This is a genomic window from Rhizobium sp. SEMIA4064 (genome assembly GCF_003025035.1).
GTDB lineage: Bacteria > Pseudomonadota > Alphaproteobacteria > Rhizobiales > Rhizobiaceae > Rhizobium > Rhizobium paranaense.
This window is the reverse complement of sequence record NZ_PYJN01000010.1, coordinates 67,290-82,210: the sequence shown is the minus strand read 5'-3', so window position 1 is coordinate 82,210 and position 14,921 is coordinate 67,290. Positions and strand designations below refer to the sequence as shown.

The following is a 14,921-nucleotide window of genomic DNA, read 5'->3' as shown; positions in this document are numbered from 1 at the left end:
GATGGGAAGCACTCTTTGATTTGCGAGATACGCTACTGATAGCCGGTGAGCGGGGGATTGCCAACCGCCTCAGGAATCTATGGCCATGGTGACCACATAGCCGTTTCGCTTCAGATCGCCCGAATCCGATAGGCACAACGGCGCGCGCCGAGAAGGATGTGCTCCTCTCGCTCCACGTCTGCCCCAAGTGTCGCACGAAACGTTTCGAGTTCGGACCGACAGAAACCGGCGCATACCGTTGCGGCGGCGCAGATCGGGCAATGGTTCTCCACCAGCACAAGCGAACCGTCCTCTTCCTGCCAATGATCCGCCATATAGCCTTCGCGCGTGCGGATGGCGGCGAGGGTGGCGACGCGCGACGGCAGGTCGGCGGTGACCTCGATCTCGCTACGGTAGCGCTTGAGCGTCTCCGTTTCGCGGGCGGAAATGACCGCATCGACCGCACCCTGCCCCAACTGTTCGGCCATGGTCGCTAGAAGCGTCGCGGTCAAGTCGGCATGGCCATCGGGAAATTGGCGGTTGCCGGCCGCCGTCAGGTGCCAGAATTGCCGCGGTCGCCCCCGGCCCGATGCGGCTTCCGTCACAGGCTCGACCAGGCCCTCCTCTCCCATCTTCGTCAATTGTTGGCGCGCCGCTTCAGACGATATGCCGAGCGCACCACCGATCGTCGATGCGAGCTGCGGCCCGTCGGTTTTCAGCAGGATCAGAATGCGGTTTGCCGGCGATTGGCGCATTTTTCCAAGTTTTCTCTTGTTTTAATTTCGGCACGATGTAATTTCCAATTCATAACTTGGAAAATAATTATTCGCTAGGGAAAATGCCGAGGATCATCCGATGTCGAGCATCCAGAACGCAGATACGTCCCACTCCACCTCCATCTTCACACTCTTCTCGCCCCAGCTTCTGCCGGCAACCTTGATGCTCGGCGGCGGTGTCGTCCTCTATGCCGTCGAATCCTACATCACCGCGACGATCGCACCTTCCGTCGTTCGCGATATCGGTGGTCTGGAGCTGTTTTCCTGGATGACCACGCTTTTCGTCGCGGCCGGCGTTCTCGGCTCGATCACCGTTGCGACACGGCCGAGAGGCATAGGCCTGCGCACGGTCTACATCGCGGCGGCGCTGATATTCGGCTTGGGAAACCTGATCTGTGCCATGGCGCCGGCGATTCAGGTCGTGCTTGCCGGTCGTGCGGTGCAGGGTTTCGGCGCCGGCATGCTGGGCGCGCTTGGCTATGCTTTCATCCGTTTCGTCTATCCGGAGCCGCTGTGGCGGAAAGCGTCAACACTTTACGCCGCCATATGGGGTGTCGCGACGGTGCTCGGGCCGACATTGGGCGGGCTGTTTTCCCAAGGCAGCGCCTGGCGCGAGGCCTTCATCATTCTCGTGCCGTTGGCGGGCGTTATGGCGCTCTCGGCCCCGTGGCTGCTGCCGCGCGTCGAGGATGATCGAGCGCAACAGAAGACGCCGTTCCTTCAGATTGCCCTTCTGCTCGGCGCGGTCTTGTTGGTAAGCCTCGCCGGAACCATCGGAAATATGTCGAGCAAGGTCATGCTCGTTGCTATTTCAGTGGCTTCCGTTTCCGCCATGCTCACCGTCGAGCGAAAAAGCGCGAGCCGGCTTCTGCCGCAAGGCGCGGTCATGCTCAGCAAGCCGATATCCCGGCTCTATCTGACGATGTTCACGATGATGATGGTGCTGACCAGCGATATCTATATTCCGTATTTCCTGCAGACGCTGCATGGCGTGGCGCCGCTGGTTTCGGGCTATCTGGTCGCCCTGGTCGCGCTGGGTTGGACTTTCGCCGCCTTTTTTAGTGCGCCATTTTCCGGAAACCGGGCGGGCGCTGCAATCATAGTCGGCTGTATACTTGAAGCCGTGGCCACGGCTTCACTCATCCCGTTTCTGGCGAGGGATAATCCGTCCGGCGATCTTATTCTGCTCGGCCCGGCTGTCGTCGCCATGTTCCTGATGGGTTTCGGCGTCGGTCTCGGCTGGGCGCATCTGGTGACCAAGGTCATCTGCCTTGTCGGCCCTGACGAGCAGGACAAGGCGTCGGCTGCCATTTCCACGGTTCAGTCGCTGGGTGGCGCCTTTGGCTCTTCCTTTGCGGGCGTCATCGTCAACGGCGCCGGTCTTGCCGATCCCGGCGGCGTCCCAGGCGGCCTGTCGGCGGCCACATGGCTCTATGCGTTGATGGCCCTGCCCGGCTTCGTTGCCATTGCGATGTCGTTGACCCTCAAACGAGCTTCAGCATGATCTTGCCGATGTGATTGCTGGTCTCCATCAGCTTGTGCGCCTCGACGACGTCTTCGAAGGCAAATGTGCGATAGATAACGGGAGCGATGGTGCCTTCGTCGAGCAACGGCCAAACCTGGGAAAGGAGATCATCGCGGATGGCGCGTTTTTCTTCCGCCGTGCGCGGGCGCATGGTCGATCCCGTCACCGTCAGGCGTTTGACCATGATCGGCTGCAGATTGACCTTATCGGCCACCGCACCGCCGAGGAAGGCGATGATCGACAGGCAGCCGTCCTTGGCGAGCGAGGCCAGGTTCTTTTCAAAATAAGCGGCGCCGATCATATCGAGGACGGCATCGACACCATGGCCGGTTTCCGCCTTGATGACCTCGGCAAAGTCTTCCTCTTTATAGTTGATGGCCCGCTTCGCGCCGAGCTTCTCGCAGGCTTCGCATTTCTCCTTTGAGCCGGCAGTGGCGTAGACCGTGGCGCCGAAGGCTTTGGCAAGCTGGATTGCCGTCGTGCCGATGCCGCTGGAACCGCCGTGGATCAAGACGCTTTCGCCTTCGGTGAGGCCAGCCATTTGGAAGAGATTGGCCCAGACGGTGAAGAAGGTCTCGGGCAGTGCGGCCGCGCGAACGGCATCATAGCCATTCGGAAACCGCAATGCCTGGCCAGCCGGGAGAACACAATATTCGGCGTAAGCGCCGCCATTGGCGAGGCCGCAAACCTTGTTGCCGATGGCGAATTCTGTGACGCCGCGTGCGACATCGACAACTTCGCCGGCGACTTCCAGACCGAGAATAGGGCTTGCGTCCTTCGGCGGCGGATAAATGCCCTGGCGCTGGGCTACATCGGGCCGGTTGACGCCGGTCGCCTCGACGCGAACGAGGATTTCACCGTCTTTGAGGACGGGCAGAGGCCTGCGGGCGATCGTCATGACCTCGGGAGCGCCGAAAGACGGCAAATCCACAAAACGCATTTCAGACGGCAAGGGCATGACTCACTCTCCTCTCCCAGCAAAGCAATGGAGATAGTTTAGCGCATGCCGATTGAAAAGAAGCCGGTATGGGAGGGCGTCAATTAGTCTCGCCCAGACTCAGGAAGGCAACGCCGGTTTCGTCTTCCTTCGCCCTTGTCTTGATGCCGGCGATCGAGGTGCTGACGCGATTGATATTGTCGATAACCAGCCCTTCGGGCATTTCGAGAATGCCGATGGAGCAACGCATCAGCGGGAACATCGTCTCCGCGCCGCTGCGGTCGTGCCCGCGGATGCGGCCGGCGGCGCGGTCTTCGGCCGAATAGAACTCCAAGACGTCGGCATGGAAATCGGCCAGCAGCCGATCCAGAACCTCGCGCAATTCGTCAAGATTCCAGCCGGTCACGCCGATGAAGAAATCATCGCCGCCGACATGGCCGAGGAAATGGCGCTCGGCAAAAAAGTAACGCCGCATCAGCGCCGCAAACAGCGAGATGGCATGGTCGCCGAGGTGGAAGCCGTAGGCATCGTTGAACGGCTTGAAATTATCGAAATCGCAATAGCAGAAGTGCCTGATCTCGTCGCCGTCGCGACCGGCATTCTGCATGAAATCATGAATGGCGCGATTGCCCGGCAGGCCGGTCAGTGGGTTCTGATCCTGCGCGATCTTGAGCTGCTTCTCGTTGATGACCTTGATCAGCGAAGCCGCCGAGACGATGCCGGCATAGTGCGTGCCCTCGGTGACGATCAGACAATTGCTGCTTTCCATATTGGCGAAGATCGTCATCAGCGTATCGGCGTCAGAATCCAGACCCACGATCGGCGCCATCTCGACGAAATGCGAGATCGAGCGTTCATAAACCTTGTTCTTCAACAGGTCGCGGCCGAAGGGCTGGTAGATATATTCCTTGAGCCGGTATTCGTGGATGATGCCGCGCGGCTCGCCATTGGCGTTGACGACCGGGAAATAGGCCCGCCGCGGATTGCGGCGGAAGAGTTCGAAAACGCTGTCGATGCTGTCATTCTCGCGGATGGTCGGCAGCACTTCGATCTGCTTGCGGATGAGAATTTCGTCCAGCGATTGGCTGTTGCGAGCCATTTTGCCGAGATCCTGCAGATGCGGAAAGCTGGGCTTCAGCTCGTTGATCAGCGTCGTCGGACGGGCAATGAACCAGCCCTGGACAAGATCGACCCCGAATTCGCGGCAGATCAGGAACTCCGCCTCCGTCTCGATGCCTTCGGCGATGACGCGGGTACCAAGGACATGGGCGATATGGACGAGGTTTCTCAGAATGTGGCGCTTGCGGGCGTTGCGATCGATATTGGAGACGAAATGCCGGTCGATCTTGAGATAGTCGACAGGATAGTCCGACAGCAGCTTCATCTCGCCGTGACCGACACCGAAATCATCGATCGCCAGCTTGAAGCCGGCGCCGCGCAGCTTGGCGACCAGATCGCCGAATTCCGGCACGCTGGTGTTGTCGAAGCGCTCGGAAAATTCGAAGCAGACGGAGGACGGTGCGATACCGGCCTTCTTCATGTGCTGCAGCAAACCGCCGACCAGCGTTTCGCCCTGCGGGATCAGCCGGACGTCGAGATTGAGGAAGAGGGTCGCGGTTCGAACATTGGCAAGGGTCGCAAACTTCGCCAGCGCCCGGCTCATTGTCATCTGTTCTAGGCCGAAGAGCTGGCCGGTGCGCTCGGCCTCGTCGAGGATTTGGATCGGGCTGTCGAAGCCGATGCGTTCTTGCCCGCGCATCAAGGATTCATAACCGAAAACCGCGCCGGTACCCACCTCGACAATCGCCTGGAAAGCATTTTCGATGACGAGTTTGGCAAGCATGACAATCTGGTCGCTGGCATACCGGCGCAATACGCCCGGCTCGATGGCGGCAGTCAGGGACATGCCCATCTCCACTTAAGAATTTTGACTAAGTTTTGGGTAAAACTTTGGATTTGGCGCGTTTTCGGCTCAAGATGCGTCACAAGCGTCAAGGAAATCTTTCCCGGATGTGAAAGTTTCGTGAATGGTAAAAGGGCATTAACCGTAGCTTAGCCGCCTCTATCCAGGGGCGGCGGCCGGTCATCTCGTCAAGGATGTTGTATTCGCCGCTCAGTTATGCCGGCGTCTTTCCGCCTCGTAATCAGCAAACATGTCGGCAACACAGCGGCTGCTTTTCGCCACGCTCTCAGGATCGTTGGCTGCACGGGGTACATCGCAGATCTCACCACGCTTGCGCGCGGCATCCCACATGCGCAACGCCTCGCGCACTACCTCGCTGCTCGAAGCATATGTTCCGGTGTCGACAGCCGCGCGGATGCCAGCAGCCTGAAGCGGAGAGATGGAAACCGTTACCATCGGCATGATATTTCTCCCTTTTTTAGTTCTTAAGAAAAACTGTTTGCTGGAGATATATTCAAATGCATGTCGTTGGAGCTTCGAAGGCGCGTCTTGATAGATACGCATGCTCCAGATAACGGCGCCTACCGTTACGTCAGTCAGCGCCACTCCGTCCTCGACGGAAGCCCTCAAAGAGTAACGCCGCTCACGCCTCTTGTCAAAAAGTAGTAGTTCGTTAGCCCCTCTTTACCCGCCCGCTACTGCCTAAGAGCGAGGCCAAAGGCCATCAGCGTCCAGCCTTGAAAAATCAGGTCGAGCGCCAGGAACAGGCCAAGAATCCAGAGACTATTGACCGGCCAACCGACAGCGATCGCAATGCCGGCGAGCGCCGTCACCACACCGCCGATGACGATCCATATCCAGCCCCGTTCCGGCTTTACCTTGCGGCCGACCCAGACGCGAAATGTGCCCGCAATCAGCAATGCAATGGCAAGAAACATCGTCAAAGCTTCGGAGACGAGCAAGGGATTGGCAAAAGCAAGAATGCCGGCGAGCGTATAGAGCAGGCCGCTGAGCACCCAGAAGAGAATATGCTCCCATCCGCGGACCTGAAAGGCATGCGCCAGGTGAATGACCCCGCCGATCAGCATCAGCATGCCGATGTAATAGACCGATACGACCGTGGCGATGAAGAGATTGCCGAGTGCGATCCCGCCGCAAATGAGCAGAAACACACCGAGCGCAACGAACCATCCCCACTTGTCCCGCATGGCGGATGGCGGAACTTCATCCAGAACATTGACCATGACTGCACCTCCTCGTTCCCGGGGGCATGATACAGGATGTATCTCGGAAAGCGGCAGGAGATTCAGAAGTCGATCAAATCGGCCATCACTTTTTTGTTGATTGATCAGTCAATCAAAAATACAATGCCTCAAACTCCGAGGTGGTATATGCCGAAAGTCGGAATGGAACCGGTGCGCCGCAAGGCGCTTGTGGATGCGGCGATGCGCGTGATCGGCGATCACGGCTCGCTGACCGTCACCATGTCCGAAATCGCCAAGCAGGCTGGGGTATCTCCTGCCCTCGCCCATCACTACTTCGGCAGCAAAGAACAGTTGCTGATCGAAACCGTCCGGAGTCACTTACAGCGGCTGCGCGACAGCGTGGTGATGGAGCTGAGCGCCGCAAAGACGCCGCGAGAAAAACTGTCCGCCATCATCCGCGTCAGTTTCCAGGCCGATCAATTCGCGCCGGAGACGATTGCCGCGTGGCTCGCCTTCTATGCCGAGGCGCAGCGTTCCGAGGAAACGCGCCGCTTCCTTGTGATCTACGCGAGACGGCTGCGCTCCAATCTGCTTGCCAACCTCAAGGCACTGTGTCCGCACGAAGACGCAGAACGTATTGCCGAAGGCGCAGCCGCGATGATCGACGGCCTCTATATCCGTCAAAGTCTGAGATCGGCGCCGATCAGCATCGAAGCTTCGATCGCGCTCACTGAAGATTACATCAACGCTCTGCTCGCGCCGCTTTCCAAAAAAGGCCGCCCTTCAAAAGGACAGATAAAATGACCCTCAAAGCCCAGCCGAAAGCCTCGCATTTCATCGATGGGGAATATGTCGAGGATACCGATGGCACCGCCATCGAAAGCATCTATCCCGCGACGGGTGAAGTCATTGCTCGGCTGCATGCGGCAACTCCCGCCATCGTCGAGAAGGCGATCGCCAGCGCGAAGCGCGCGCAGCCGGAATGGGCGGCGATGAGCCCGACGGCGCGTGGCCGCATCCTGAAGCGCGCCGCCGAGATCATGCGCGAGCGCAACCGTGAGCTTTCCGAACTGGAAACACTCGACACCGGCAAGCCGATCCAGGAAACGATCGTCGCCGATCCGACCTCGGGCGCCGACAGCTTCGAATTCTTCGGCGGCGTGGCCGCAGCCGGCCTCAACGGTTCCTACATCCCGCTCGGCGGCGATTTTGCCTATACCAAACGTGTGCCGCTCGGCGTCTGCGTCGGCATCGGCGCCTGGAACTATCCGCAGCAGATCGCCTGCTGGAAGGGTGCGCCTGCCCTCGTCGCCGGCAATGCCATGGTGTTCAAGCCTTCCGAAAACACGCCGCTCGGCGCGCTGAAGATCGCCGAGATCCTGATCGAGGCCGGCCTGCCGAAGGGGCTCTACAACGTCATCCAGGGCGACCGCGAAACCGGACCGCTGCTCATCAACCACCCTGATGTTGCCAAGGTGTCGCTGACCGGCTCGGTACCGACCGGCCGCAAGGTCGCCGCATCCGCCGCGGGAAGCCTGAAGCACGTCACCATGGAGCTCGGCGGCAAGTCGCCCCTGATCGTCTTTGACGATGCCGATCTCGACAGCGCCATCGGCGGGGCCATGCTCGGCAATTTCTATTCGACCGGCCAGGTCTGCTCGAACGGCACGCGCGTCTTCGTCAACAGGAAGATCAAGTCCGAATTCCTGAAGCGCCTGAAGGCCCGCACCGAGGCCATGGTGATCGGCGACCCCATGGACGAGGCAACGCAAATCGGCCCGATGGTGTCCTGGGCGCAGCGCGAGAAGGTGCTGTCCTATATCGAGAAGGGCAAGGCGGAGGGCGCCACGCTGGTGGCCGGCGGCGGCATTCCCAACAATGTCGCCGGCGAAGGCTATTACGTTCAGCCGACCGTCTTTGCAGACGTGACCGACGAAATGACCATCGCCCGCGAGGAGATCTTTGGCCCGGTCATGTGCGTGCTGGATTTCGATGACGAGGCAGAGGTGATCGCTCGCGCCAATGCCACCGAATTCGGCCTGTCCGGCGGCGTCTTCACCGCCGATCTCACCCGCGCGCATCGCGTCGTCGACCAGCTCGAAGCCGGCACGCTGTGGATCAACTCGTACAACCTTGCCCCGGTCGAAATCCCCTTCGGCGGCTCCAAGCAATCCGGCTTCGGCCGCGAAAATTCGCTGGCCGCGCTCGAGCATTATTCCGAACTGAAGACGGTCTATGTGGGGATGAGCCCGGTGCAGGCACCTTACTAACGCAACCTCGGGGCTCGACCTCGCCTTTCGAGGTCGCCAACAGCGGCACCTCAGGGTGAGGTCGAGAACGACCAACCGCAAGCGCGAACGATGATCCGCCTCATCCTGAGGTGCTCGCCAAAGGCGGGCCTCGAAGGATCGAGGCGGCCACAGGGAGACAAAAATGCAGGCAGATTTCGTCATCATCGGCTCAGGTTCCGCCGGCTCCGCCATGGCCTACCGGCTGTCGGAGGATGGTAAGAATTCAGTCATCGTGCTTGAATTCGGCGGCAGCGACATCGGCCCGTTCATCCAGATGCCGGCGGCGCTTGCCTGGCCGATGAGCATGAGCCGCTACAATTGGGGTTACCTTTCCGAGCCGGAGCCGCAGCTCAACAACCGGCGCATCACCGCGCCGCGCGGCAAGGTCATCGGCGGCTCGTCCTCGATCAACGGCATGGTCTACGTCAGAGGTCACGCGGAGGATTTCAACCGCTGGGAAGAGCTCGGCGCTCAAGGCTGGGCCTATGCCGACGTACTCCCTTATTTCAAGCGGATGGAGCATTCGCATGGCGGCGAAGAGGGCTGGCGCGGGACCGACGGTCCTCTGCATGTCCGGCGCGGCGATGCCCGCAATCCGCTGTTCCACGCTTTCATCGAAGCCGGCAAGCAGGCGGGCTTTGAGGCGACCGAGGATTATAACGGCGGCAAGCAGGAAGGCTTCGGCCTGATGGAGCAGACGACATGGGCCGGTCGGCGCTGGTCCGCGGCGACGGCCTATCTGAAGCCGGCGCTGAAACGGCCGAATGTCCAACTGATCCGTTGCCTCGCCCGCAAGGTGGTGATCGAAAACGGCCGTGCGACCGGCGTCGAGATCGAGCGCGGCGGCAAGGTCGAGATCGTCAAGGCGAACCGCGAGGTCATCGTTTCGGCCTCCTCCTTCAACTCGCCGAAGCTGCTGATGCTCTCAGGCATCGGCCCCGGCGCGCATCTGCAGGAGATGGGCATCGAGGTGAAGGTGAACCGGCCGGGCGTCGGCGCCAATCTGCAGGACCACATGGAATTCTATTTCCAGCAGACCAGCCTGAAGCCGGTTTCGCTGTATTCCTGGCTGCCCTGGTACATGCAGGGCATTGCCGGGGCGCAATGGATGTTCTTCAAATCCGGCCTCGGAACCTCCAACCAGTTCGAAGCCTGCGCTTTCGTGCGATCCGCACCAGGAGTCAAGCAGCCCGATATCCAATATCACTTCCTGCCGGTCGCTATCAGCTATGACGGCAAGGCGGCGGCGAAGAGCCACGGATTCCAGGCGCATGTCGGCTATAACCTGTCGAAATCACGCGGCGCTGTGACGCTGCGCTCCTCAGATCCCAAGGCCGATCCCGTCATCCGCTTCAACTATATGAGCCATCCGGAGGACTGGGAAAAATTCCGCCACTGCGTGCGGCTCACGCGCGAAATCTTCGGGCAGGAGGCTTTCAACGAATATCGCGGCCCGGAAATCCAGCCCGGACCGGACGTCCAGACCGACGATCAGATCGACGCCTTCCTCCGCGAGCATCTGGAGAGCGCCTATCATCCCTGCGGCACCTGCAAGATGGGCTCGAAGGACGATCCGATGGCCGTGGTCGACCCGGACACGCGCGTTATCGGCGTCGATGGCCTGCGCGTCGCCGACAGCTCGATCTTCCCACATGTCACCTACGGCAATCTCAATGGCCCCTCTATCATGACCGGCGAAAAAGCCGCCGACCATATTCTCGGCAAGCCAAGGCTGGCGCGATCGAACCAGGAGCCCTGGATCAACCCGCGCTGGACGGTGAGCGATCGGTAAGTTCCGCGGGCGATCGAGAAGGAAGCCGGCGAGGAGCATACCGCCAGCCGAAGCCTCATCAAGCCAGCAGCCGAGCGACTTCCGTGGTATTGGGCAGCGCCACTGCATCGGCGATGGTGGTCGAGAACAGGACCTTGCGGGTGGCATCGGCAACCCTGGCGAAAACGTGGCGGATTTCGCAGGTTTGCTCGCCGTCGCAATCGTCGCAGCGACGATAGGCGGTAATGGAAAGACAGGGCAATGGCGCGATCGGCCCGTCGATGATGCGCAGGATCTCGCCGAAGGTGATTTCGTTCGCAGGCTTGCGCAGGAGATAACCGCCCTGTTTGCCGCGACGGCTGATGACGATGCCCTGATGTTTCAGGTCGAGAAGGATCTGCTCCAGAAATTTCTTCGGGATTTTCTGCTGCGCGGCAATATCGGAAATCATAACCGGCTCTCCCGCTTCGGCCTGAGCCAGAGCAGACAGCGCCCGCAACGCATATTTTGCTTTCTGAGTGATCATTTCGAACCGTCTACACACACATACGATGCGCTTACCCGATACATCCGGCCACATCGTTTCGGAACTCTCAATACTTTTACCAAGCTTCCATCCCGCATTTACACGCAGATAATGAAAAGCTTGGGTCGTGCCGGCAACCCAGCCTTGTTTTCATTCTTATCGCTATGCCCACAGTTTAGGGCAAAATTCGGCGTTCCGCATCTTTTTGGCCATCACTTCCGATTTCCGTTTGACAAGCCGCGTGTAACCCTACTATTTCTATAGACATTAAAGCAAGCACTTAGATATGACTAGTCTTATCGGTGCCGCTGCGCCGACCGGCCTCAGAGGGCAAAACGTCTTGGTTAACAGCCGAGGCGGTCGCTTTTCCGCATGGGCGCGGCTTCATGGAGATATTTGCTCTCTATTCCCTCGCTTTCGAAATCCATTTTTCTGTCCGCCCCCCTGACAAGCTGCGATACTCCGGTCCAATATCAGGACAGGATTCTCCATGACTGCCATCAATCTTATCGAAGAAGCCGGAACGCTGAACAGCCGGTTGGCGGCGCTCGATCTCGCGGGCCGTCTGTCTCTGGTCGCCGGCCTCGGCGGCCATGCCGTCTTTACGACCTCCCTCGGGATCGAAGATCAGGTTATCACCGCAGAGATCGGCAATCATCGCCTGCCGATCGAAGTTGCGACGCTGCAGACCGGCCGTCTTTTTCCGGAAACGCTGGCGCTGATCGATGAAACCGAAAGCCAATACGATATCCGCATCACCCGTTACGAGCCGGAACAGGCCGACATCGATGCCTATGCAGAGAAATATGGTCTCAACGGTTTCTATGAGAGCGTCGAAGCCCGTCATGCCTGTTGTGGCGTGCGCAAGCTGAAGCCGCTTGCGCGCGCACTTTCCGGCGCAACGATCTGGGTCACCGGCCTGCGTCGCGGCCAGTCGGCCAATCGTGCCGATACGCCTTTTGCCGAATACGACCCCGAGCGCAATCTCATCAAGGTCAACCCGCTTGCCGACTGGGACATCGACGTGATCCGCGCCTATGTCGCCGACAACAGCGTGCCGGTGAACCCATTGCATCAGCGCGGTTATCCCTCTATCGGCTGTGAACCCTGCACCCGCGCCATCAAACCGGGCGAGCCCGAGCGGGCCGGTCGCTGGTGGTGGGAAAACGACGAGAAGCGCGAATGCGGCCTGCATGTTCATGAGGAAACCGCTGCACAGTGACATCTCCCGCCGGTTCCCGGCACCGGTGTGAGGCGCAGCTAGACCTGCCGCCAGCCTACCGGGAACCAACACATCCTGTTCTTCCGGCCAGCCTCCCGGTCGGAACTATCTGAATTCTGGAGTTAGAAATGCCTGATAGCCGTCCGGATACGGAACTCTCCAATCCGCAGAGCACCAAGCCGCCGCTCGACCCGCATTTGAAGGCGCTAGAAAACGAGTCGATTCACATCTTCCGCGAAGTGGCGGCCGAATTCGAGCGTCCGGTGATGCTGTATTCGATCGGCAAGGATTCCTCGGTGCTGCTGCATCTGGCCCGCAAGGCCTTCTATCCTGGCCGCGTGCCCTTCCCGCTGCTGCATGTGAACACCGGCTGGAAGTTTGCCGAGATGATCACCTTCCGCGACGAGATCGTGAAGAAGTACGACCTCGACCTGATCGAACACATCAATCCGCGCGGCAAGGCCGAAAACGTCACGCCGTTCACCCATGGCTCGGCACGCTATACCGACATCATGAAGACGGAAGCGCTGCGCCAGGCGCTCGATGCAGGTCAGTACGACGCCGCTTTCGGTGGTGCGCGCCGCGACGAAGAGGCCTCGCGCGCCAAGGAACGCATCTATTCCTTCCGCACGCCGGACCATCGCTGGGATCCGCGCAATCAACGGCCGGAACTCTGGAACGTCTATAACGGCCAGATCCGCAAGGGCGAGAGCGTCCGCGTCTTCCCGCTGTCCAACTGGACCGAGGTCGATATCTGGCGCTACATCCAGGCCGAGGACATTCCCATCGTGCCGCTCTATTTCGCCGAAAAGCGTCCGATCGTTGAGCGCGACGGCATGATGATCATGGCCGCCGATCCGCGGCTCGAACTGCTGCCCGGCGAGGTCAAGCGCGAGGAAGTCATCCGCTTCCGTACGCTCGGCTGCTTCCCGCTGACGGGCGCGATCCGCTCGACTGCCACCACCCTCGAAGACGTTATTGCAGAGCTGGAAATCGCCACGGTTTCCGAACGACAGGGCCGCGCCATCGACCGCGACCAATCCGGCTCCATGGAAAAGAAGAAGCGTGAAGGATATTTCTGAGATGACCGCAGCCGCAACCGCAAACGTCGTCACCCTGCCGGCCGCCGAGCCCGCCAAGGCAGTGCGCGACTCGCGCCCGCTTCGCCTGATCACATGCGGCAGCGTCGACGACGGCAAATCCACGCTGATCGGCCGTCTGCTCTGGGACACCAAGGCCGTCAAGGAAGACCAGGCCGCCACGCTGCAGCGCGATTCCACCGGCAAGCAGAACGATCTCGGCCTGCCCGACTTCGCACTTCTGCTCGACGGCCTGCAGGCCGAGCGCGAACAGGGCATCACCATCGATGTCGCCTATCGCTATTTCTCGACCGATAAGCGCTCCTTCATCGTCGCCGACACGCCCGGCCATGAGCAATATACCCGCAACATGGCGACCGGCGCCTCCACCGCCGATCTCGCCGTGCTGCTGGTCGACGCGCGCATGGGCATCCTCGAACAGACGCGCCGCCATGCGACGATCGCTTCGCTGCTCGGCATCAAGCAGTTCGTACTTGCCATCAACAAGATCGACCTGACGAACTACGACCGCGCCGGTTTCGAGAAGATTTCGCATGATTTCCGCGAATTCGCTCTGTCGCTCGGCGTCAAGCAGATCACCGCAATCCCCATGTCGGCGCTGAAGGGCGAGAACGTCGTCTATTCCGGCCAGGCCGCCATGCCCTGGTACACCGGCCCGACGCTGGTCGAGACGCTGGAACTCGCCACCGTGCGTTCGGCACAGGCGGTCGGCTTCCGCCTTTCCGTCCAGCGCGTGTCACGACCGGGCGAAAGCTTCCGCGGCTATCAAGGCACCGTTGCCGGCGGCTCGGTGAAGCCGGGCGACAGCGTCATGATCCTGCCGTCGGGCATGGTCGCCAATGTCTCCAAGATCGTCACCTTCGATCTCGTCCGTAACGCTGCCGTCGCAGGAGACGCGATCACGCTCGTGCTCGACCGGCAGGTGGACGTATCGCGCGGTGACATGATCGTCGCCATCGACAGCCAGCCGCAATCCGGCCTCTCCTTCGACGCGCAGATCGTCGCGCTGCAGCCGGAGGGCATCGAGCCCGGCAAGCGTTACTGGCTGAAGAGCGGCAGCCGTCGCCAGCGCGTGCAGGTGCAGCCGATCGCTCAGCTCGAGCTGAAGACCGGCGCCTGGGCACCTGCACAGGCGCTCTGGATGAACGCGATCGGCAAGGTCCGCCTCTCCTTCGACGAAGCTGCGGTCTTCGATCCCTACGAGCAGAACCGCTCGACCGGCTCCTTCATCCTGATCGACCCCGAAACCAACAACACGGTTGCGGGCGGCATGATCACCGGCAAGCGCGCCGACGTCGGCGGCATTCATAAGGATGGCCAACGGGTACTCCTGTCGCTGCCGGCCGATCTTGCCGACCAGATCATGGCCAGCGAACTCTTCAGCAGCCGCCGCGACGAAACCGAAGTTCGTCGCGTCACCGCAGCACAGGCCGCGGAGATTTGGGCGAACGCCGCCAGCGATATTTGATCGACGGTAAATTGGTGATGGAAAAAGGGGCCGAACGGCCCCTTTTTTTTAGAAAATATTAGCCATAAGCGCCGTTAGCTTTTCGTCGTGCGCAACAATATATTTCCCGAACACATAAAATGTGTGCATCGCAAGATGGTGATCACAACTCATAGCAAACGCGGGAGACTGGAGTTTCAGTCCGCCGCTGCTATACAATAGCCCCATGATATCAGGTC

At 60.2% G+C, this 14,921-nt stretch carries 13 protein-coding genes; 7 read left to right on the top strand and 6 right to left on the bottom strand.

Going from position 1 to position 14,921, the window contains the following annotated elements; genetic code table 11:
- Nucleotides 1-110 precede the first annotated feature (110 nt).
- On the bottom strand, nt 111-734 hold the full coding sequence (locus C9E91_RS05835; RefSeq protein WP_107107419.1) for a helix-turn-helix transcriptional regulator: 624 nt from the start codon (nt 732-734) through the stop codon (nt 111-113).
- A 100-nt stretch (nt 735-834) separates the two neighbouring features.
- Between C9E91_RS05835 and C9E91_RS05830 the strand changes: the two genes are divergently transcribed.
- Complete coding sequence (locus tag C9E91_RS05830) at nt 835-2,259, top strand: MFS transporter (RefSeq protein WP_107107418.1); 1,425 nt, start codon at nt 835-837, stop codon at nt 2,257-2,259.
- On the opposite strand, the gene C9E91_RS05825 is transcribed toward C9E91_RS05830, so the two are convergent.
- The 4 genes from C9E91_RS05825 to C9E91_RS05810 all read right to left on the bottom strand — a co-directional run bounded on the left by C9E91_RS05825 (nt 2,240) and on the right by C9E91_RS05810 (nt 6,364).
- Nucleotides 2,240-3,238 (bottom strand): NAD(P)H-quinone oxidoreductase, encoded by a 999-nt coding sequence (locus tag C9E91_RS05825; protein WP_107107417.1) that lies wholly within the window; start codon nt 3,236-3,238, stop codon nt 2,240-2,242. The genes C9E91_RS05830 and C9E91_RS05825 overlap by 20 nt on opposite strands.
- A gap of 79 nt (nt 3,239-3,317) precedes the next feature.
- Nucleotides 3,318-5,123 (bottom strand): bifunctional diguanylate cyclase/phosphodiesterase, encoded by a 1,806-nt coding sequence (locus C9E91_RS05820; RefSeq protein WP_107107416.1) that lies wholly within the window; start codon nt 5,121-5,123, stop codon nt 3,318-3,320.
- Nucleotides 5,124-5,330: 207 nt separating this feature from the next.
- Complete coding sequence (locus C9E91_RS05815) at nt 5,331-5,582, bottom strand: ribbon-helix-helix domain-containing protein (protein ID WP_028750717.1); 252 nt, start codon at nt 5,580-5,582, stop codon at nt 5,331-5,333.
- 233 nt (nt 5,583-5,815) lie between these two features.
- Nucleotides 5,816-6,364: an HdeD family acid-resistance protein gene (locus C9E91_RS05810; RefSeq protein ID WP_107107415.1), complete on the bottom strand. Its 549-nt coding sequence runs from the start codon at nt 6,362-6,364 to the stop codon at nt 5,816-5,818.
- Nucleotides 6,365-6,511: 147 nt separating this feature from the next.
- Here C9E91_RS05810 and betI point away from each other — a divergent pair, with 147 nt between their 5' ends.
- From betI to betA, 3 genes are all read left to right on the top strand, one after another.
- A complete protein-coding gene (betI, locus tag C9E91_RS05805; protein ID WP_107107498.1) occupies nt 6,512-7,129 on the top strand; it encodes a transcriptional regulator BetI in 618 nt (205 codons plus the stop codon).
- A complete protein-coding gene (gene betB / locus C9E91_RS05800; protein WP_107107414.1) occupies nt 7,126-8,595 on the top strand; it encodes a betaine-aldehyde dehydrogenase in 1,470 nt (489 codons plus the stop codon). The genes betI and betB overlap by 4 nt, the downstream gene beginning before the upstream one ends.
- Nucleotides 8,596-8,758: 163 nt before the next feature.
- Nucleotides 8,759-10,408 (top strand): choline dehydrogenase, encoded by a 1,650-nt coding sequence (gene betA, locus C9E91_RS05795; RefSeq protein ID WP_107107413.1) that lies wholly within the window; start codon nt 8,759-8,761, stop codon nt 10,406-10,408.
- 58 nt (nt 10,409-10,466) lie between these two features.
- On the opposite strand, the gene C9E91_RS05790 is transcribed toward betA, so the two are convergent.
- A complete protein-coding gene (locus C9E91_RS05790) occupies nt 10,467-10,913 on the bottom strand; it encodes an RrF2 family transcriptional regulator (protein WP_107107412.1) in 447 nt (148 codons plus the stop codon).
- A gap of 490 nt (nt 10,914-11,403) precedes the next feature.
- Here C9E91_RS05790 and C9E91_RS05785 point away from each other — a divergent pair, with 490 nt between their 5' ends.
- The 3 genes from C9E91_RS05785 to cysN all read left to right on the top strand — a co-directional run bounded on the left by C9E91_RS05785 (nt 11,404) and on the right by cysN (nt 14,703).
- Nucleotides 11,404-12,135: a phosphoadenylyl-sulfate reductase gene (locus C9E91_RS05785; RefSeq protein ID WP_107107411.1), complete on the top strand. Its 732-nt coding sequence runs from the start codon at nt 11,404-11,406 to the stop codon at nt 12,133-12,135.
- A gap of 128 nt (nt 12,136-12,263) precedes the next feature.
- The gene (gene cysD, locus C9E91_RS05780; protein WP_107107410.1) at nt 12,264-13,217 is read left to right on the top strand and encodes a sulfate adenylyltransferase subunit CysD; all 954 of its coding nucleotides are present in this window, start codon (nt 12,264-12,266) and stop codon (nt 13,215-13,217) included.
- A 1-nt stretch (nt 13,218) separates the two neighbouring features.
- A complete protein-coding gene (gene cysN, locus C9E91_RS05775) occupies nt 13,219-14,703 on the top strand; it encodes a sulfate adenylyltransferase subunit CysN (RefSeq protein WP_107107409.1) in 1,485 nt (494 codons plus the stop codon).
- The last annotated feature ends 218 nt before the right edge of the window (nt 14,704-14,921 follow it).

What these genes read in the sequence shown, in the direction of transcription:
- C9E91_RS05835 (WP_107107419.1), bottom strand. Translation starts at nt 734, where the DNA reads ATGCGCCAATCGCCGGCAAACCGCATTCTGATCCTGCTGAAAACCGAC.
- C9E91_RS05830 (WP_107107418.1), top strand. Translation starts at nt 835, where the DNA reads ATGTCGAGCATCCAGAACGCAGATACGTCCCACTCCACCTCCATCTTC.
- C9E91_RS05825 (WP_107107417.1), bottom strand. Translation starts at nt 3,238, where the DNA reads ATGCCCTTGCCGTCTGAAATGCGTTTTGTGGATTTGCCGTCTTTCGGC.
- C9E91_RS05820 (WP_107107416.1), bottom strand. Translation starts at nt 5,123, where the DNA reads ATGTCCCTGACTGCCGCCATCGAGCCGGGCGTATTGCGCCGGTATGCC.
- C9E91_RS05815 (WP_028750717.1), bottom strand. Translation starts at nt 5,582, where the DNA reads ATGCCGATGGTAACGGTTTCCATCTCTCCGCTTCAGGCTGCTGGCATC.
- C9E91_RS05810 (WP_107107415.1), bottom strand. Translation starts at nt 6,364, where the DNA reads ATGGTCAATGTTCTGGATGAAGTTCCGCCATCCGCCATGCGGGACAAG.
- betI (WP_107107498.1), top strand. Translation starts at nt 6,512, where the DNA reads ATGCCGAAAGTCGGAATGGAACCGGTGCGCCGCAAGGCGCTTGTGGAT.
- betB (WP_107107414.1), top strand. Translation starts at nt 7,126, where the DNA reads ATGACCCTCAAAGCCCAGCCGAAAGCCTCGCATTTCATCGATGGGGAA.
- betA (WP_107107413.1), top strand. Translation starts at nt 8,759, where the DNA reads ATGCAGGCAGATTTCGTCATCATCGGCTCAGGTTCCGCCGGCTCCGCC.
- C9E91_RS05790 (WP_107107412.1), bottom strand. Translation starts at nt 10,913, where the DNA reads ATGATCACTCAGAAAGCAAAATATGCGTTGCGGGCGCTGTCTGCTCTG.
- C9E91_RS05785 (WP_107107411.1), top strand. Translation starts at nt 11,404, where the DNA reads ATGACTGCCATCAATCTTATCGAAGAAGCCGGAACGCTGAACAGCCGG.
- cysD (WP_107107410.1), top strand. Translation starts at nt 12,264, where the DNA reads ATGCCTGATAGCCGTCCGGATACGGAACTCTCCAATCCGCAGAGCACC.
- cysN (WP_107107409.1), top strand. Translation starts at nt 13,219, where the DNA reads ATGACCGCAGCCGCAACCGCAAACGTCGTCACCCTGCCGGCCGCCGAG.